The sequence below is a fragment of the Zobellella iuensis genome (assembly GCF_016746085.1).
In the GTDB taxonomy this organism is placed as follows: Bacteria; Pseudomonadota; Gammaproteobacteria; order Enterobacterales; family Aeromonadaceae; genus Oceanimonas; species Oceanimonas iuensis.
In genome coordinates, this window is sequence record NZ_JAERTZ010000014.1 from 26,731 (window position 1) to 45,562 (window position 18,832).

18 protein-coding genes and 1 pseudogene are annotated in these 18,832 nt (G+C 61.6%); 3 read left to right on the forward strand and 16 right to left on the reverse strand.

From position 1 onward, the window contains the following. Positions 1-123 precede the first annotated feature (123 nt). Positions 124-1,146 carry a sensor domain-containing diguanylate cyclase gene (locus JKV55_RS05835; RefSeq protein ID WP_202083139.1) on the forward strand — a complete coding sequence of 341 codons (1,023 nt, stop codon included), beginning with the start codon at positions 124-126 and terminating at the stop codon, positions 1,144-1,146. A 19-nt stretch (positions 1,147-1,165) separates the two neighbouring features. Here JKV55_RS05835 and ispH (JKV55_RS19905) read toward each other — a convergent pair. Beyond that, positions 1,166-1,279, reverse strand: a pseudogene (gene ispH, locus JKV55_RS19905) (4-hydroxy-3-methylbut-2-enyl diphosphate reductase); the annotation flags it as partial. 69 nt (positions 1,280-1,348) lie between these two features. On the opposite strand from ispH (JKV55_RS19905), the gene JKV55_RS05840 reads away from it, so the two are divergent. Beyond that, a complete protein-coding gene (locus tag JKV55_RS05840) occupies positions 1,349-1,882 on the forward strand; it encodes a GGDEF domain-containing protein (RefSeq protein WP_237332705.1) in 534 nt (177 codons plus the stop codon). A gap of 19 nt (positions 1,883-1,901) precedes the next feature. Here JKV55_RS05840 and ispH (JKV55_RS05845) read toward each other — a convergent pair whose 3' ends face one another. The 6 genes from ispH (JKV55_RS05845) to murJ form a co-directional block, all read right to left on the reverse strand. Further along, on the reverse strand, positions 1,902-2,846 hold the full coding sequence (ispH, locus tag JKV55_RS05845) for a 4-hydroxy-3-methylbut-2-enyl diphosphate reductase (RefSeq protein ID WP_202083143.1): 945 nt from the start codon (positions 2,844-2,846) through the stop codon (positions 1,902-1,904). Position 2,847: 1 nt separating this feature from the next. Further along, on the reverse strand, positions 2,848-3,294 hold the full coding sequence (fkpB, locus tag JKV55_RS05850; RefSeq protein WP_202083145.1) for an FKBP-type peptidyl-prolyl cis-trans isomerase: 447 nt from the start codon (positions 3,292-3,294) through the stop codon (positions 2,848-2,850). Then, positions 3,291-3,779: a signal peptidase II gene (gene lspA, locus JKV55_RS05855; RefSeq protein ID WP_202083147.1), complete on the reverse strand. Its 489-nt coding sequence runs from the start codon at positions 3,777-3,779 to the stop codon at positions 3,291-3,293. The genes fkpB and lspA overlap by 4 nt, the downstream gene beginning before the upstream one ends. After that, positions 3,779-6,604 carry an isoleucine--tRNA ligase gene (ileS, locus tag JKV55_RS05860; protein ID WP_202083149.1) on the reverse strand — a complete coding sequence of 942 codons (2,826 nt, stop codon included), beginning with the start codon at positions 6,602-6,604 and terminating at the stop codon, positions 3,779-3,781. The genes lspA and ileS overlap by 1 nt, the downstream gene beginning before the upstream one ends. Before the next feature lie 5 nt (positions 6,605-6,609). Further along, entirely contained in the window at positions 6,610-7,557 is a 948-nt protein-coding gene (gene ribF, locus JKV55_RS05865; protein WP_202083151.1) for a bifunctional riboflavin kinase/FAD synthetase, read from the reverse strand. Positions 7,558-7,624: 67 nt separating this feature from the next. Next, positions 7,625-9,181, reverse strand: coding sequence for a murein biosynthesis integral membrane protein MurJ (murJ, locus tag JKV55_RS05870; protein ID WP_202083153.1), 1,557 nt, complete (start codon positions 9,179-9,181; stop codon positions 7,625-7,627). Between the two features lie 197 nt (positions 9,182-9,378). Here murJ and rpsT point away from each other — a divergent pair, with 197 nt between their 5' ends. Next, positions 9,379-9,639, forward strand: coding sequence for a 30S ribosomal protein S20 (gene rpsT / locus JKV55_RS05875; RefSeq protein ID WP_094039150.1), 261 nt, complete (start codon positions 9,379-9,381; stop codon positions 9,637-9,639). Between the two features lie 159 nt (positions 9,640-9,798). On the opposite strand, the gene JKV55_RS05880 is transcribed toward rpsT, so the two are convergent. The 9 genes from JKV55_RS05880 to rppH all read right to left on the reverse strand — a co-directional run bounded on the left by JKV55_RS05880 (position 9,799) and on the right by rppH (position 18,680). Beyond that, positions 9,799-10,098 (reverse strand): ArsR/SmtB family transcription factor, encoded by a 300-nt coding sequence (locus tag JKV55_RS05880; RefSeq protein WP_202083310.1) that lies wholly within the window; start codon positions 10,096-10,098, stop codon positions 9,799-9,801. A gap of 28 nt (positions 10,099-10,126) precedes the next feature. Next, complete coding sequence (gene nhaR / locus JKV55_RS05885; RefSeq protein ID WP_202083155.1) at positions 10,127-11,071, reverse strand: transcriptional activator NhaR; 945 nt, start codon at positions 11,069-11,071, stop codon at positions 10,127-10,129. 87 nt (positions 11,072-11,158) lie between these two features. Continuing rightward, the gene (gene nhaA / locus JKV55_RS05890; protein ID WP_202083157.1) at positions 11,159-12,355 is read right to left on the reverse strand and encodes a Na+/H+ antiporter NhaA; all 1,197 of its coding nucleotides are present in this window, start codon (positions 12,353-12,355) and stop codon (positions 11,159-11,161) included. Between the two features lie 178 nt (positions 12,356-12,533). After that, positions 12,534-12,749: a thymidylate synthase gene (locus JKV55_RS20220; RefSeq protein WP_202083159.1), complete on the reverse strand. Its 216-nt coding sequence runs from the start codon at positions 12,747-12,749 to the stop codon at positions 12,534-12,536. A 54-nt stretch (positions 12,750-12,803) separates the two neighbouring features. Next, positions 12,804-13,994, reverse strand: a complete 1,191-nt coding sequence (nhaA, locus tag JKV55_RS05900; RefSeq protein WP_202083161.1) for a Na+/H+ antiporter NhaA — start codon at positions 13,992-13,994, stop codon at positions 12,804-12,806. A gap of 181 nt (positions 13,995-14,175) precedes the next feature. Then, positions 14,176-14,970: a thymidylate synthase gene (thyA, locus tag JKV55_RS05905; RefSeq protein ID WP_202083163.1), complete on the reverse strand. Its 795-nt coding sequence runs from the start codon at positions 14,968-14,970 to the stop codon at positions 14,176-14,178. Further along, a complete protein-coding gene (lgt, locus tag JKV55_RS05910; RefSeq protein WP_202083164.1) occupies positions 14,967-15,785 on the reverse strand; it encodes a prolipoprotein diacylglyceryl transferase in 819 nt (272 codons plus the stop codon). Before lgt ends, thyA begins: the two co-directional genes overlap by 4 nt. 97 nt (positions 15,786-15,882) lie before the next feature. Then, positions 15,883-18,141: a phosphoenolpyruvate--protein phosphotransferase gene (gene ptsP, locus JKV55_RS05915; RefSeq protein WP_202083166.1), complete on the reverse strand. Its 2,259-nt coding sequence runs from the start codon at positions 18,139-18,141 to the stop codon at positions 15,883-15,885. A gap of 26 nt (positions 18,142-18,167) precedes the next feature. Continuing rightward, entirely contained in the window at positions 18,168-18,680 is a 513-nt protein-coding gene (gene rppH, locus JKV55_RS05920) for an RNA pyrophosphohydrolase (protein WP_202083168.1), read from the reverse strand. Between the last annotated feature and the right edge of the window lie 152 nt (positions 18,681-18,832).

Here is an 18,832-nt window from a genome sequence, read left to right on the forward strand (position 1 = left end):
TCTGGCATCAGGGGCCATCATGACCCCGCCGGCCGTCAAGAGCCAACAGATCCGCACGGGTACAAACAGCAACAGGTATTGATGTTTTTTCCCCGGCAGGAGACCTTGATAACGGTGAACGACATGGCTTCGGAACAGCAACGGTTAGCGGCCCTGCGCCGTTACCATATTCTGGACACCCCGTCTGAGTCCTCTTTTGATGATATTGCCCAACTGGCCGCCTATGTCTGTGACACGCCGGTCGCGGTGATCAATTTTATCGATGATCGGCGGCAGTGGTTCAAATCGGAAGTAGGCCTGGGCGTGCGGGAAACCCCGTTGGATATCTCCATCTGTGCCCACGCCATTCGGCAGGAAGGGCTGTTCGTGGTGCAGGATACCCGTGAAGATCCTCGTTTCGCCGGCAATCCACTGATCACGGGGGAGCCCTACCTGCGTTTTTATGCCGGCGCCCTGCTGACCACGCCGGAAGGGCTGGCCCTGGGTACCTTGTGCGTCCTGGATTATCAGCCCAGGATCCTGAGTGAGCGGCAGCAAACCTTGCTAGCGGCACTGGCTCGCCAGGTGATGCGGCTGCTGGAATTGGGCCGGACCAACCGGCAGCAAGCAGAGATGCTTAACGATCTGGATCAAACCCGGGAAAAATTGGCGGTGCTGGCCGCCACCGATCCCCTGACCGGCCTGGCCAATCGCCGCGCCTTCAGCGCCCTGCTCAAGCAGCACCATCAGCAGCTCACATCCAGGTCCGAGCCGGCCAGCCTGTTGATGATCGATATCGACTACTTCAAACAGCTCAACGACGACTATGGCCACCAGGTGGGTGACGATGCCCTGCTCCATTTTGCCCGCCTTGCCCGCAACGTATTTCGAGCCACGGACACCATAGGCCGCTGGGGAGGTGAAGAATTCCTGGTCTTGCTGCCCAATACCGATGCCGACAGGGCTCTGGTGGTGGCCGAACGGCTACGCTCCACCCTGGCCAGCACCCCGGTACCTACGCCGGCACCGCAGCCGACCATGACGGTGAGCATCGGGTTGGTGGAGCTCAGTACGACACGCAGCTTGTCCGCCACCCTCAAACGGCTGGACGACACCCTCTACCAGGCCAAGCAAGGCGGCCGAAACCAAACCCGAGTCGCCATATAGGCCTCGGGTTCAGGCCACGTCAGGAAACCGGTTTAACCTTTAGTTCGGCCGGGACTTCAAAGACGATGTTTTCTTCCCGCCCCGGGTGTTCCACCACGGTGCGCCCCCCCAGTTGCCGCAGGTGATCGACGACCTAGCGGCACTGGCTCGCCAGGTGATGCGGCTGCTGGAATTGGGCCGGACCAACCGGCAGCAAGCAGAGATGCTTAACGATCTGGATCAAACCCGGGAAAAATTGGCGGTGCTGGCCGCCACCGATCCCCTGACCGGCCTGGCCAATCGCCGCGCCTTCAGCGCCCTGCTCAAGCAGCACCATCAGCAGCTCACATCCAGGTCCGAGCCGGCCAGCCTGTTGATGATCGATATCGACTACTTCAAACAGCTCAACGACGACTATGGCCACCAGGTGGGTGACGATGCCCTGCTCCATTTTGCCCGCCTTGCCCGCAACGTATTTCGAGCCACGGACACCATAGGCCGCTGGGGCGGTGAAGAATTCCTGGTCTTGCTGCCCAATACCGATGCCGACAGGGCTCTGGTGGTGGCCGAACGGCTACGCTCCACCCTGGCCTGCACCCCGGTACCTACGCCGGCACCGCAGCCGACCATGACGGTGAGCATCGGGTTGGTGGAGCTCAGTACGACACGCAGCTTGTCCGCCACCCTCAAACGGCTGGACGACACCCTCTACCAGGCCAAGCAAGGCGGCCGAAACCAAACCCGAGTCGCCATATAGGCCTCGGGTTCAGGCCACGTCAGGAAACCGGTTTAACCTTGAGTTCGGCCGGGACTTCAAAGACGATGTTTTCTTCCCGCCCCGGGTGTTCTACCACGGTGCGCCCCCCCAGTTGCCGCAGGTGATCGACGACCTCCTGCACCAGCACCTCGGGTGCCGAAGCCCCGGCGGTGACCGCCACCCGGGCCACGCCGTCGAGCCAGGCGCCATCGATCATTTCGACACAGTCGATCAGATAGGCTTGGGTGCCGACTTTTTCGGCCAGTTCGCGCAGGCGATTGGAGTTGGAGGAATTACGCGAGCCCACCACCAGCATCAGCTCCACCTTGGTAGCCAGCTCCCGCACCGCGTCCTGTCGGTTCTGGGTGGCGTAGCAGATGTCGTCCTTGCGCGGCCCTTCGATGGTGGGGAAGCGCAGGCGCAGGGCGTCGATCACATCCGAGGTCTCGTCCACGCTCAAGGTGGTCTGGGTCACGAAGGTGAGGTTGTCCGGATGCTTGACCTCGAGGCTGGCCACATCGGCCGGGCTTTCCACCAGGTACATGCCGCCCTCGGTGCTTTCATACTGGCCCATGGTGCCTTCCACCTCCGGATGGCCGGCATGGCCGATAAGGATGGTTTCGATGCCTTTCTTGCTGGCCCGGTGTACCTCCATATGCACCTTGGTCACCAAGGGGCAGGTGGCGTCGAACACCTTGAGTCCCCGGTTTTTCGCCTCTTCCCGCACCGCCTTGGACACGCCGTGGGCGGAGAAGATCACGATATTACCGTCCGGCACCTGGTCCAGCTCGTCCACGAACACCGCGCCCGCGTCCTTGAGCTTGTTCACCACATAGCGGTTGTGCACCACCTCGTGGCGCACGTAGATGGGCGCCCCGAATTTTTCCAGGGCGCTCTGTACTATGCTGATGGCCCTGTCCACACCGGCGCAAAAACCGCGGGGATTGGCGAGTAAAATATCCATGTCAGGCTCCGGATTGATCGACGGCCAGGATCTCCACCTCGAAGGTCACATTATGACCGGCCAGGGGATGATTGAAGTCCACGGTGACCGAGTCACCGGCCACGCCGCGCACTATGCCGGGAATTTCGGCGCCGTTGGGCTGGGTAAAGGACAGGATGGCGCCCTCTTCCAACTCCATGTCAGCGGCGAAACGGCTGCGTTCCATATGATGGATATTGTCCGGGTTGACCGCCCCGAAGGCGTCGTCCGGCCCCAGCTCAAAGCGCTTCTTGGCGCCGGCTTCCAGCCCCAGCAGGCAGGCCTCGAAGTTGGGGGTCAGGCTGCCGTCGCCCATCTGCAGCCTGGCGGGCTTGCCGTGCAACTGGGTACTGTCGGCCACCGAGCCGTCTTCCAGCTTGATGGTGAAGTGAAACAGCACCTCGCTGCTCGGACCTATCTGTTTGCTCATTGGGGGCTGTCCTTCCTGAAACTGTCGATGATGATCATGGCGGCACCGACGAAGATAAAGCTGTCGGCCAGGTTGAAGGCGGGCCAGTGCCAATTGCCCACGTAGAAGTCGAGAAAGTCCACCACGTGGCCCAGCGCCAGGCGGTCGATCACGTTACCCAGGGCACCGCCGATGATCAGCGCATAGGCCGCCGGCAGCCAGCGGGCGCTTCTGGGTGCCTTGTACATCCAGATGCTGAGCAATAGTGTCACGGCGCAGGCCAGGCCGGCGAAGAACCAGCGCTGCCAGCCGCCCTGATCGGCCAGGAAGCTGAACGCCGCGCCCGGGTTGTATACGTGCACCAGGTTGAAGAAGGGGGTGATTTCCACCCCCGGGTAGCCGTAGTCCAGATAGGACACGGTGAGCCACTTGGTGACCTGATCCAGCACCATGGCGACGATGGCCAGCCACCACCAGCGCAGACCGGTATCGAACAAGGGCTTCATCAGGCAAACCGGCGAACTTCGCCGTCTCCCGCCACGTTGGACACACAGCGGCCACAGATGCCGTCGTGGCCCTCATGGCTGCCCACGTCTTCCACATGGTGCCAGCAGCGGCCGCACTTGTCGGCGCCACTCTTGGCCACCCGCACCTTGAGCCCGGCCAGTTCGGTGTCGGTCGCACCGTCGGCCTCGGCCAGCGGCTTGACCACCGCCCTGGAGGTCAGCATCACGAAGCGCAGCTCGTCCTCCAGCCGGTTCAGTCTGGCAGCCAGCGCCTCGTCGGCAAACAGGGTGATCTCGGCTTCCAGAGCGGCCCCGATGACCTTGTCGTTACGGGCGGTTTCCAGCGCCTTGTTCACCGCCTGGCGCACCTTGAGCAATTCGGCCCAGTAAGCGTCGTTCAGTGGCTCGCCTTCCGCCAGGCCGAAGAGGCCGTCGTAGAATTCCTGGGTGAACACGAAGCGATCCCGCTCGCCGGGCAGCAGGGCCCAGATTTCGTCGGCGGTAAAGCTCATGATCGGCGCCATCCAGCGCACCAGGGCCTCGACGATATGATAGAGGGCGGTCTGGCAGGAGCGGCGCGCCTGGCTGTCGGCCTTGGCGGTGTACTGCCGATCCTTGATCACATCCAGGTAGAAGGAGCCCATTTCCACCGAGCAGAACTGCATCAGCTTCTGGGTCACCTGATGGAAATTGTACTCGTCATAGGCCTTGGTGATGTCCTGCTGGATGGACTGGGCCCGGCCCACCGCCCAGCGGTCGATCACCACCATGTCTTCCGGCGCCACCATGTCAGTGGCCGGGTCGAAGCCATTCAGGTTGGCCAGCAGGAAGCGGGCGGTATTGCGGATGCGGCGGTAGGCATCGGCGCTGCGCTTGAGGATCTCGTCGGAGACGGTCATCTCGCCGGAGTAGTCGGTGCTCGCCACCCACAGCCGCAGGATGTCGGCACCCAGCTTGTTCATCACTTCCTGGGGGCTGACCACGTTGCCGATGGACTTGGACATCTTGCGGCCCTGGCCGTCCACGGTAAAGCCGTGGGTCAGCACCTGGCGATAGGGAGCATGGCCTTTCATGGCGGTGGAGATCATCAGCGACGACATAAACCAGCCCCGGTGCTGATCCGAGCCTTCCAGGTACATGTCGGCCGGGTAGCCCTGGAACTCGGGCCGCACGTCCACCACCGAGGCGTGGGTAGAGCCGGAGTCGAACCAGACGTCCAGGGTGTCCAGCACCTTCTCGTACTGGCCGGCCTCCTCGCCCAGCAGCTCGGCGGGATCCAGATCCCACCAGGCCTGGATGCCGGCCTGCTCCACCCGTTTGGCGACCTGCTCCATCAGCTCGGTGGCACGGGGATGCAGGGCCTGGGTGTCCTTGTGCACGAACAGGGCGATGGGCACGCCCCAGGTACGCTGGCGGGAAATACACCAGTCGGGGCGGTTTTCCACCATGGCCTCGATGCGGTTCTGGCCCCACTCGGGTACCCACTGCACCTTGCGGATTTCGCTCAACGCCCGGCTGCGCAGCCCGGCCTGCTCCATGCTGATGAACCACTGGGGCGTGGCCCGGAAGATGATGGGCGTCTTGTGGCGCCAGCAGTGCGGATAGGAGTGGTTATAGGCTTCGTGGTGCAGCAGGGCACCGCGCTCCTTGAGCACCTCCACCACGGCGTCGTTGGCCTTGAACACGTGCTGGCCGGCGAACAGTTCGGTGTCGGGCAGGTAGACGCCGTTGCCGCCCACCGGGTTGGCCACTTCCAGGCCGTACTTCTGACCGACCACGAAGTCTTCCTGGCCGTGGCCGGGGGCGGTATGCACGGCGCCGGTACCGGAGTCGGTGGTGACATGCTCGCCCAGTACCACGGGCACCTCGTAGTCGTAGAAGGGGTGGCGGAAACGCTTGAGCTCGAGCGCCGCCCCCTGGCAATAACCCAAGTTGTGGTAGTGGGCGATGCCGGCCCTGTCCATCACGTCCTTGACCAGATCGGCGGCCAGGATCAGCCGCTCGGGGCTGTCGCCTTCCACCTGCACCAGGGCATAGTTGAGCTCGGCATGCAGGGCCACGGCCCGGTTGGCCGGCAGGGTCCAGGGGGTGGTGGTCCAGATCACCACCGACACCGGGCCCCGGCCGGTGTGGCCATCGGCGCAGTCGAAGCTGGCCACGGCGGCGGCTTCATCCGCCGCCCGGAAGCGTACGTCGATGGCCGGCGAGCGCTTGTCTTCGTATTCCACCTCCGCTTCCGCCAGGGCCGAGCCGCAGTCGGTACACCAGTGCACCGGCTTGGAGCCCTTGTGCAGGTGGCCGTTGTCGATGATCTTGGCCAGGGAACGGATAATGTTGGCCTCGGTGTCGAAGTTCATGGTGAGGTAGGGATTGTCCCAGTCTCCCAGCACCCCCAGGCGGATAAAGTCGGCTTTCTGCGCTGCTATCTGCTCCTTGGCGTAGGCCCGACAGGCCTCGCGGAATTCGGCGGCAGACACCTTGACCCCGGGCTTGCCGACCTTGCCTTCCACCTTCAGCTCGATGGGCAGGCCGTGGCAGTCCCAGCCGGGAATGTAGGGGGAGTCGTAGCCCAGCAGGCCCTTGGACTTGACGATGATGTCCTTGAGGATCTTGTTGACCGAGTGACCGATGTGAATGCTGCCGTTGGCGTAGGGAGGACCGTCGTGCAGAATAAAGGGCTTGTTGCCGGCCTTGGCGCGACGAACGGCACCGTACAGGTCCTCTTCGAGCCAGCGCTTGAGCATCTCCGGCTCGCGCTGAGCCAGGTTGCCGCGCATGGGAAACTCCGTTTCGGGCAAATTCAGGGTATTTTTATAGTCGCTCATGAGTCCTATATTCCGTTCGGTTCTGATGGCGCCAGCCCGAGCCATTGGCGGGCGGCGGCGGCATCGCGTTGAATCTGCTCCTTTAACAGTGCAAAGGATGCGAATTTTTGTTCGTTCCGCAATTTGTGGCGGAGCTCCACTTCCACCTGCCTGCCGTAGATATCGCCGGCAAAGTCGAACAGATGGACTTCCAACAGGGCGCGGGTGCCGCTGACGGTGGGCTTGTGGCCGATATTGGCCACCCCGGGATAACGCCTGCCGCCGAGCAGCAGCTCCACCACATAGACCCCGGATACCGGTATCACCTGGCGCTTGAGCGCCACATTGGCAGTGGGAAAGCCGATGGTCCGCCCCAGCTTGGCGCCATGGGCCACCCGGCCGTGCAAGCTGAAGGGCCGCCCCAGCATCTGGTTGGCGTTGTCCAGCCGCCCTGCCGCCAATGCCTCGCGGATCAGGGTGCTGCTGACCCGCTGGCTGTTCATCCGCCAGCTCTGGGTGCTGACCACCTCGAAATCGAAGGCGCGCCCGGCCCGGGTCAGCAGCCCGAAATCCCCGCCCCGGTTGCGACCGAAGCGGAAATCATCGCCCACCACCAGAAAGCGCACGCCGAGCCGGTCGACCAGCAGGCCGCGGATAAAATCGTCCGGCGACTGGGCGGCGAAGGCGACGTTGAAGCGCACACACAGCAGGCGGTCGATACCGAGCCGGGCCAGCTGCAGGTATTTCTCCCGCAGCCGGGTCAGCCGGGGCGGTGCCTCGGCCCCGGCAAACAATTCCTGGGGCTGGGGCTCGAACACCATGACGCAGGACGGCACCCCGAGCCTCTGCGCCTGCTCGGTCAGGCGGTGCAACACCGCCTGGTGCCCCAAATGCACGCCATCGAAGTTGCCGATGGTCAGCACACAGCCGTGATGCCATGGCTTGATGTTGTGAATGCCGCGAATAAGCTCCATAAACTCCGCTGCCGGCCCCTGCAAATCGGCGGATTATACCCCAGGCGGCCTTAAGGATCAGCCCTTGCTACCCGGTTTTGAAGTGCTTAATCCGTACCCCGCCCAACAGCAGCAGGACACCGTAACACAGGGCGCCGGCCCCGATATAGCCGCACAGATGCAGGCTGCTGCTCAGCAGACCCCATCCGGCCCATACCGCCAGCGGCGGCGACAGCCACCATAACAGCCCCGCCATGCCACTGCCGGCCAGCGCGACCTTGAGGGCAAAGAGCCCGGTTTCCCGGCTGGGATGGTATACCCCGCGCCGATGCAGACCCCAGGCCAGCAGCCCGGCATTGAGTATGCCCGACAGGGCCGTGGCCAACGCCAGGCCCACATAACCGAGGGGGAAAATCAGAATGGCGTTGAACAGCATATTGGCCATCATGGCGATGATGCCGAAACGCACCGGCGTCCTGGTGTCCTGGCGGGCATAGTAACCCGGCGCCAGCACCTTGATCAGCATAAAGGCCTGCAGCCCCAGGCCATAGGCCACCAGGCTTTTGCCTGCCGCCGAAACCTCCTCCATACCGAATTCACCGCGCATAAACAGCACCCGTAGCATGGGCTCGCTCAGCACGATCAGCCCCAGCATGGCGGGGAACCCCATCAGCAGCACCATCCGCACTCCCCAGTCCATGGTGGCGGCGAAACCATCCCTGGCATCATCCACATGGCGGCTGGACAGGACCGGCAGGATCACGGTGGCGATGGCGATGCCGAACAGGCCAAGGGGGAACTCCAGCAACCGGTCCGAGTAGTACAGATAACTGATGGAGCCGGTGGCCAGGAAGGACGCCAGCATGGTGTCGAACAACAGGTTCACCTGGCTGACCGATACCCCGAACAGCGCCGGTATCATCAGGGTACGGATTTTCACTACCCCCGGATGGTGCCAGGCCCAGCGCGGCCGCACCAGCAGATGCAGCCGGGCCAGAAAGGGAAACTGGAACAAAAACTGGAGCAACCCGCCGGCAAAGACGCCGATGGCCAGCCCCAGCTCGGGCTGGGCCAGCCGCGGCGACAACCAGAGTGCCGCCGCAATCAGCGCCACATTGAGGAACACCGGGGTGAAGGAGGACACCGCGAACTTGCCGAAGGTATTGAGAATGGCGCCGGCCATGGCGGTGAAGCTGATAAACCACAGGTAGGGAAAGGTGATTTTCAGCAGCAGCGAGGCCAGTTCAAACTTGTGCGCCTCGGGCCCGTCCTGCAACCACTCCATAAACCAGCCGGCCCCGAACAGGGCGGTAACGGCACCGGAGCCGATGATGCCCGCCAGGGTCACCCCGGTCACGATCAGTCCCAGGGTGCCGGACACCGCCGCCAACAAGTCCTGGGTATCCTTGAAACTGCGGGTCTGCTTGTATTCGGTCATCACCGGCACGAAGGCCTGGTTGAAGGCGCCCTCGGCAAACAGCCGGCGCAAAAAGTTCGGAATGCGGTTGGCAAAGAAGAAGACGTCGGCCGCCGCCCCGGCCCCCATCAGGTTGGCGATCACCACATCACGTACCAGGCCCAGCACCCGGGAAACCAGGGTCATGGCGGACACAATCAGGCCCGATCGCAAAAGCGCCTTGCTCAAAATGAAAACCTCGCGGTAAGAAAATTGCTGAACGCAGGGGAATGCTGCTAGAATTCGGCCGACAGTTTAACCCCCCGCCCTGTGCCTGACCACAGGGCGGTGTTTATTTGCACAAATCAATTGACAATCAGCGGTGAAAAAGGCATATTCCTCGGCCTTTTAAGAACACTCGCTAAGACAGTTTTAGGAGTTTTACCTTGGCTAATATTAAATCTGCTAAGAAACGCGCGATTCAAGCAGAGAAACGCCGTAAGCACAACGCCAGCCGCCGCTCCATGGTGCGCACCTACGTCAAGAAAGTAGTTGCCGCCATCGCTACCGGTGACAAAGCGAACGCTCAGCAAGCTTTCAACGCCGCTCAGCCGCTGCTGGACCGCATGGCCACCAAAGGCCTGATCCACAAGAACAAGGCTGCTCGTCATAAGAGCCGCCTGAACGCCCAGATCAAAGCCCTGTAACAGCGGCTTCTTCTGATGCGTCAAAAAACCGGCCTTGGCCGGTTTTTTATTGCCTGTAGAAAGGTGAGGTGTGAACATAGCCCCGCCATCTGCTTTGTCCTAATTTTCAGGCACAGTCCGGAGTCGCTCCCATCCCCCTAACTCCTCCTGCCTCACTCTTCATTCTTCACGACAGTAAAGCCGGTGCAGCAGGGCGATCACCTCGCGCACCTCTTCGCTTTTCAACGAATAAAAAACGGTTTGTGCCTCTTTCCGGGTTTGCACCAGATCGTCGTTGCGCAAAATGGCCAGATGCTGGGACAGCGCAGACTGACTCAGGCCCAGGTGCTGGTTCATCTCCCCCACCGACAATTCCTTGTCGAGCAAGTGACACAAAATAAACAGCCGGCGCTCATTGGCCAGGGCCTTGAGCAGCTTGACCGCCTGGGCGGCGTTGGCCTCCATTTCTTCCATATTCAATGCCATCATGGTGTCCACATTCAGATTGTCAACTCAGCTCGCTGTCGAAGGTCGCCGGAGGCGTAACCGCGGAAAAATCGTCCAGGCCGGAGAACAGCGAGGTGAAGTCACTCTCGCACAGTCGTTTAACCGCCGGGTGCTGGATCATCCGCTCGGCAAAGATGACATAATACTCTTCCTTCAGCTCTTCCACCCGGCCAATCTCGATCACCGGCTGGTACTGTAGAATCGCATCCCGGTAGATGGCCGGGGCGACAAAAATCCCCTGGTTAAAAAAACCGAAGGCCTTCATCAGGGCCGCATCGTCGAACTCGCCCAGGATCTGCGGCTTGAGTCCCTGCACCTCCAGCCAGTGCCGTAGCTGTCGCCCCATGGCGGTGCGTCGCCCCGGGATCAGCAGCCGCCGCTCCTCCAGGCAGGCGGGAAAGGGCCGGGTGGGCAGGGGCTCGCGGCAGTAGAAGCCGATATCGCACTCGCCCAGCTTCTTGGACAACAAGCCCGCGTGCTGGGCCGAGTCCACCGGACAATCGGACAGTATCATGTCCAGCTTGTGCTGGCTGAGCTGCTCCAGCAGCATCTCGTGGGTGGACTCGTAGCAGCGCAGGTGGATGGAGCCGTCGTTGGGGATCACCGACAGCAGCACCCGGCTGGCCAGTCGCTTGGACAGGGCATCGGCGATGCCCACCTCGAACACCAGGTGATCTTCCTTGCGGTAGTTGACGATATCCAGCATCTCGTAGGACAGGCTGAACATGCGATCCGCATACTGGAAAACCAGTTGCCCCAGCTCGCTCGCCTCCAGTTGCCGGCCCTTGCGCTTGAACAGCTTGCCGCCCAGGCGCTGCTCCAGCTGGCGGATCTGGCCGGTGACCGTCTGCGGGGTCAGGAACAGGGCCTCGGCGGCCTTGGTGACCGACCCCTTCTTCTGGGTCATCCAGAAATAATAGAGATGGTTGTAATTCAGGTGTGACAAGGTGCCGTCTCCGATGCTCAATGCTCCATCATAATGAAAGCGGCCGGGTTTTTACACCCGGCCGGCATGGGGAGAGACGGCAATGCCTCAGACCGGTTGCGTGTGCGCCTGCTCTGCGCGCGCCGGCACCTGTTGCGGCAGTGCCCACTTCAGCATCAGGTAGCCGGCCACGGCCGACATGCTGGATCCCATCAGAATGCCGAGCCGTGCCAGGTTGGCCAGTTGGGCCTGCTCGGCAAAGGCCAGCGACGAGATAAAGATGGACATGGTAAAGCCGATGCCGCACAGCACCGACACCGCGAAGATTTGCCGGAAACCGACGCCGGTCGGCAACTGGGCGTAGCCCAGGCGCACCGCCAGCCAGCTGAACAGAAAGATGCCCATGGGCTTGCCCAACAGCAGCCCCGCCATGATGCCGAGGGGCAGGGTCGAGGACAGGTCGGCGAACGACAGTCCCTCCAGCGACACACCGGCGTTCGCGAAGGCGAACAGCGGCAGTATCATGAAGCCACACCAGGGGTTGAGAAACTGCTCCAGCTGCTTGGAGGGCGAGAAACGATGGCCGTAGAGCGGGATCAGGAACCCCAGTATCACCCCGGCCAGGGTGGCGTGAAGACCCGACTTCAGCACCGCCACCCAGACGATCCAGCCCAGCACCAAGTAGGGCACCAGATTGCACACCCGGGCCCGGTTCAGCCACATCAGGCCGGCAATGCCGAGGCCGGCTGACGCCAGCGCCGTCAGCTCCAGGCCGTGATTGTAAAACAGGGCGATGATGATGATGGCCCCCAGATCATCGATGATCGCCAGGGCCAGCAGAAACACCTTGAGGCTGAGCGGCACCCGCTTGCCCAGCAGCGTCATCACCCCCAGGGCAAAGGCGATGTCGGTGGCGGCGGGAATGGCCCAGCCGCTCTGGTTGACCGGCTCACCGAGATTCAGCAGCATGAACCAGAGGGCGGGAAACAGCATGCCGCCGATGGCGGCCAGCGCCGGGAACAGGGCCTTTTCACGGGTGCAGAGCGCCCCCTCCACCATCTCCCGCTTGACCTCGAGTCCCACCAGCAAAAAGAACACCGCCATCATGCCGTCGTTCACCCACAGCAGCAAGGGCTTGTCCAGATCCAGTTCACCGATGCGCAGCTGGATGCTCGTATTGAGCAACTCTTGATAAAGGCCGGCCAGGGCGGTATTGGCCATCAGCATGGCGATCAGGGCGGCGATGATCAGCAACACCCCGGCGGCCGATTCCATGGCCAGAAAGCGTTTAAGCACACGAGACATATACGAGCTCCTTCTCAAAGTGCAGGCCCGAGTGCAATCAGCTTGTCGCACAGGTAGTCATCGGTTTTTTCTGATTAACACCTCGGGAAAAACGAACCAAAGAGCAAAATGACTCATCAATGCCGATGAAATCAAAATATTAATCTTAAGTTAAGATTTATTTAAAAACAAAAATCTGTCAAATGGCAACAGGTGCTTTTATATGCGGGCAAGGATGGCAGTACCGCAGAATAAAACACCAACAAACATACTCAAACAGGGATGCCGGGCGGCGCGCCAACCGCATTCCGGGCAAAGATCTTGGCTCGCGGCCGAGTTGCAGTCGGGCCTGCTCCAGATGGTTGCCATTGGGCCGTGACAAAGCACCCGCTCCCATGGCGAGAGCCCCCATCATAATGAAAGCGGCCGGATTTCAATACCCGGCCGCCTGCTGGGCTACTCCGGCCGCTCAGACCCGAACCGACTCCCCGGCTATCGCCGGCCGGGCCCGGGGCAGGGCCAGGTGCAGCATGGCGTAACCGATCAGGGCCGCCAGGGTCGAGCCCAGCAGTATCCCCAGCCGGGACAGGTTGGCCAGGTCGGCGTGGCCGCCGAAGGCCAGGGAGGTGATGAAGATGGACATGGTGAAGCCGATGCCGCACAGCACCGAGACCGCGAAGATCTGCTTGAAGCAGACCCCTGCCGGCAACTGGGCGATGCGCAGCTTCACCGACAGCCAGCTGATCAGGAAGACTCCCATGGGCTTGCCCATCAGCAGCCCCATCATCACCCCCAGCGGCAGGGCGGAGGAAAGATCGCCCAGCGACAGCCCCCGCAAGGATACACCGGCATTGGCAAAGGCGAACAGCGGCAGGATCAGGAAGGCGCACCAGGGATGCAGGGCATGCTCCAATCGCTTGGAGGGAGAGCCGCCGGCATGGTACAGGGGCACCAGAAAGCCCAGCAGCACCCCGGCCAGGGTGGCGTGGATGCCGGACTTGAGCACCGCCACCCAGACCACCAGCCCCAGCAACAGGTAGGGTGCCAGGCTGCCGACCCGGCTGCGGTTGAGCAGCAGCAGTCCGACGATGGCGAGCAGGGCTATCCCAAGGGGAGGCAGGGAGAGGCCATGGCTGTAGAACAGGGCGATGATGAGGATCACTCCCAGATCGTCGATGATGGCCAGCGCCAGCAGGAATACCTTGAGGCTCAGGGGCACCCGCTTGCCGAGCAGGGCCATCACCCCCAGGGCGAAGGCGATGTCGGTGGCGGCGGGAATGGCCCAGCCGTTCCGGGTCAGGGGATCGTCGGCAGTGAACAGCAGGAACCAGAGAGCCGGAAAGACCATGCCGCCGAGGGCCGCCAGGGCGGGAAAGAGCGCCTGCTCCCGCCGGGACAGGGCCCCTTCCACCAGCTCGCGCTTGACCTCGAGGCCGATCAACAGGAAGAACAGCGCCATCAGGCCATCGTTCACCCATAACAGCAGCGGCTTATCCAGATCCAGGGCGCTGATGCGCACCTGGACTCGGGTGTCGAGAAAGGAGCTATAGAGATGGGCCCAGCCGCTGTTGGCCAGCAAAATGGCGGCCAGGGCCGCCAGGATCAGCAGGATGCCACTGGCCGATTCCATGGCCAGAAACCGCTTCAATACGTTTGACATAGATGAGACTCCACGACTCGGAATCACCCGAGTGTAATCAGCTCATCTGGGCAGGAGTAATCGGTTGTTTCGGCTAAATAATTCTGAAAAACAGAATAAAACTACAATTAAACACTATTATATCCGATATAAAACAAAACCTGCCACCAACCTCCAACATTGTTAACAGTAAAAATACCGCTTAAATGGCCACCGGCGCCTTGATATGGGGATGCGGCTCATAGCCTTCGAGAATGAAATCCTCGAACGCATAATCGAACAGGGACTCGGGCTTGCGGACCAGGCGCAGGGTCGGCAGCGGCCGGGGCTCACGGCCCAGTTGCAGCCGGGCCTGCTCCAGGTGGTTGCGATACAGATGCACATCGCCCCCGGTCCAGACGAAATCACCCACCTCCAGTCCCGCCTGCTGAGCCATCATATGGGTCAGCAGGGCGTAGCTGGCGATATTGAAGGGCAGCCCCAGGAAGACATCGCAACTGCGCTGATAAAGCTGGCAGGAGAGCCTGCCGCCGGCCACGTAGAACTGGAACAGGGCGTGGCAGGGCGCCAGCGCCATCTGGTCCAGCTCGCCCACGTTCCAGGCCGAGACGATGATACGGCGACTGTCCGGATTGTGCCTGATGGTGTCCAGGGCCTGGCTTATCTGATCGATGACCCGGCCGTCCGCCCCCTGCCAGCTGCGCCACTGGTGGCCATAGACCGGGCCCAGATCGCCGTGCTCGTCGGCCCACTCGTCCCAGATGCTGACACCCTTGTCCTTGAGGTAGGCGATATTGGTGTCTCCGTTCAGGAACCACAGCAGCTCGTGGATGATCGATTTCAGATGGCACTTCTTGGTGGTCACCAGGGGAAAGCCTTCCCGCAGATTGAAGCGCATCTGATGACCGAATACCGACAGGGTACCGGTACCGGTGCGGTCTTCTTTTTGCTCGCCCTGCTCCAGAATGTGCTGCATCAGCTCCAGGTAGGCTTTCATGCGGTTTTTTCTCCGTTGGCAAACCAGTGGGAACGGCGGCAGGCCGCCCATATCATGATGAGACCGGCCACCATCATCGGCATGGACAGCAACTGCCCCATGCTGAACAGGTTGAGATAGAGGCCGAGGTGGGCATCCGGCTCGCGCACGAACTCGACCATAAAGCGGAACAGGCCGTAGCACAGCAGGAACAGGCCGGACACCACGCCGCGCGGGGCCTTCAGGCGCCAGGCCAGGTTGAGGATGATCAGCAGCGCCACCCCTTCCAGCGCGAACTGATAGAGCTGGGACGGGTGGCGCGGCAGTGCGCCCGCCGCCGGGAAGATAATGCCCCAGGGCACCTCGGTGACCCGGCCCCACAACTCACCGTTGATAAAGTTGCCGATGCGGCCGGCGCCCAGGCCGAAAGGGATCAGCGGGGCGATAAAATCGGAAACGGTAAAGAAGGTTTTCCTGTGCTTGCGGGCAAACAGCCAAAGCGCGGTAATGACCCCGACCAGGCCACCGTGGAAGGACATGCCGCCGGTCCAGATCTTGATGAGGTAGAGGGGATCGGCCAGGAAGGTGTCGAATTGATAGAAGAACACATAGCCCAGGCGACCGCCGAGGATAACCCCGAGAAACCCGTAGAACAGAACGTCGGACACCTGATCCCTGGTCCAGCCGGAGCCCGGCTGCGCCGCCCGGCGGTTGGCCATCCACCAGGCGAAGACAAACCCCAGCAGATACATGAGTCCGTACCAGTGGACCGCCAGGGGACCGAGCTGTATGGCGATGGGATCGAACCCGGGAAACACCCAGTGGCTTGCTGACATGCAGTTACCCCGTCAAAAACAAAAGCGGTATTGTGCATGCAATCGCGTCAATCTAAAAGCAGGAACTACGTCGCTAAGGCCTATCGCCGGCGGAGGCCTATCTGCCGGCGCGCAACAACCCGCCCAGGCCCCGCTCTTCCAGGTAACGACCGAAGACGCCCTTGAGAGCGCCGGTATGCTGATGGCTCAAGGCTTCCTGGAACACCTTTTGCAGCTCATCGGTGCGGGACTGGCGCACGATATACTTGATACGCATGATATTGCTGTTGTTCATGCTGAAACGGCGATAGCCCATGGCCAGCAATACCAGCACCCCGACCGGATCCCCGGCCAGCTCGCCACAAATGGAAACCGGCTTGGCATAGCGACGGGCCGCGTCGATGATCTGCTGCAAGGCCCGCAATACCGCCGGGTGCATGGCATCGTAGATATCCGCCACCCGACCGTTGTTGCGATCCACCGCCAGCAGATACTGGGTCAGATCGTTGGTGCCCACCGACCAGAAGTCCACCAGCGGCGCCAGCTCCGGCAACTGGTAAAGCAGCGAGGGCACTTCGATCATCACCCCCAGACTGGGGTAGCGGATCACTTCCTGCTGGGTCGCGGTCTCGGCAGACACCTCGCGCCAGGCCCGGTCCAGCAGCCGGCGGGCCACCCGCACCTCGTCCAGGTTGCCGACCATGGGCAGCATGATGGAGAGGTTGTCCAGCCCCTGACTGGCGCGCAGCATGGCCTTGAGCTGCACCAGGAAGATCTCGGGGTGATCCAGGGTCAGGCGGATGCCGCGCCAGCCGAGGAAGGGGTTTTCCTCGACGATGGGAAAATAGGGCAGCTGCTTGTCGCCGCCCACGTCCAGGGTCCGCATGCACACCGGCTTGCCCACATAGCTGGTCAGCACCCGGCGATAGTTGGTGGCCTGCTCGTGCTCGGAAGGAAAGCGATCCCGCATCATAAAGGGGATTTCGGTACGGAACAGCCCCACCCCATCTGCGGCATCGTTCATGGCAATATCGGTATCGGCGCTCAGGCCCGCGTTGAGCAGCAAGGACACCGTGACCCCGTCCAGCGTCACCGAGCGCTCGTTGCGCACGGTGGCAAACAACTCGTCCATCTGCGCTTCTTCGGCGATCAGCCGGCGGTATTCTCGCAGTACCGACGCCACTGGCTCGACCAGCAGCTCGCCACTGTAGCCGTCGACGATCAGCGTACGTTCCTCCAGCAGCTCGAAGGAGTGATCGATGCCCATCACCGCAGGGATGCCCATGGCCCGGGCCAGGATGGCCGCATGGGAGTTAATGGAGCCTTTCGCCGAGACTATGCCTTTCAACTTGCCGCGGGGGATCTCGGCGATCAGGGTGGCGCTGATCTCATCCGCCACCAGAATAACCGGCTCCGCCAGGGGCACAGGGCCTTCATCCTCATGGATCAACCGGGTCAGCAGTCGCTGCCCCAGATCGCGGATATCCGCCGCCCGCTCCCGCAGATAAGGATCGGACATGGTCGAGAACTGGGCGATTTGCTTTTCACAGACCCGCTTGACTGCACTGCCGGCGCGCCAGCCCCGCTCAATCTCTTCACGGATCAAGCCGATGAACACCGGATCCTTGAGGATATACTGGTACACCTCGAACACCGCGACCGACTCACTGGCCTGGGACTCCTTGAAGCGCAGGGCCATGCTGTCGAGTTCATCCTCCACCTGGACCAGGACCTTGTCGAAGCGCGCATGCTGCACCGCCGGATCATCCGCCTTGCGCTCCGCTATCTGGTCCAGCTCGACCTTGGGCCGCCACACCCAGGCACGACCGATGGCCACGCCGGGCGAGCCGGCCAGGCCGCGCAACATGCCGTGCCAATTGGGGGACTTGAGGTTGCCCTTGGCCTCCGCATGGGCAATCACGGTGGCCAGCTGGGAAGCCAGGGTCACCAGGAAGGACTCTTCCCCTTCCTCGAACAAGCGCACCTGTTTCTGCTGTACCACCAGTACACCCAGGGCTTTGCGCTGGTGAATAATAGGCGCGCCCAGGAAAGACTTGAAGGCATCTTCATGGGCTTCGGGCAGGTATTTGAATTTGGGGTGGTGCTGGGCATCGGCCAGGTTGATCAGTTCTTCTTTTTCACCGATCAAACCAACGATACCCTCCCCCAGCGGGATTTTGGCATGCCCCACCGCCTCGGCCGCCAAGCCGTCGGTAGCGGCAAGCAGGTAGGCCTGCTCCAGATCCTGGCGCAGATAAATGGAGCAGCAATCGACCTGCATGGCTTCACGGGTCTTCCTGACCAGCTCGGACATGGCTTCGTTGAGATCGGAGCTGGCCGTTACCCGCTGAACGATTTCTCGCAATTCCTTTAACACTGCCGCCTACTCCTTTGTCGAACGGGCTATCGGTACCGTTTACGCCCGTCTTTACGGCCTTGCTCCGCCATCACAATGGGGGCAAATTCCCTCAGTACCCGTCGATACACTTCCCGTTTGAAAGACACCACCTGCCGCACCGGATACCAGTAGCTGACCCAGCGCCAGTCATCGAACTCCGGATGCCCGTGGCAGCCGAACTCGATGTGTGATTCATGATCCGAATCCAACCGCAGCAGAAACCATTTCTGCTTTTGACCTATGCAGACGGGATTACTATCCCACCGCACCAAACGCTTGGGTAACTTGTACTTGAGCCAGTGGCGGGTCACCGCCAGCAGGGTCACGTTTTCGGGCCTGAGCCCTATCTCCTCGTACAGCTCCCGGTACATGGACTGTTCCGGTGTTTCACCATCGTCCACCCCGCCCTGGGGAAACTGCCAGGAGTGTTGCCCGTAGCGTCTGGCCCATAATACCTGGCCTTTGCGATTGCAGATCACTATGCCTACATTGGGACGAAAACCGTCGCCATCTATCACGCAATCACCAGACTAATAAAGCTAACATAAGGATGATTGTTCCATATTCCCCTATTTCCGGCAAATGATGCTGCAGAAGGGAGGAGGGCAACGTATGTTGAATAACTTGGTTTTTTGTCAATAGTTATAAACAGAAAAAGGATCGTGCGGCG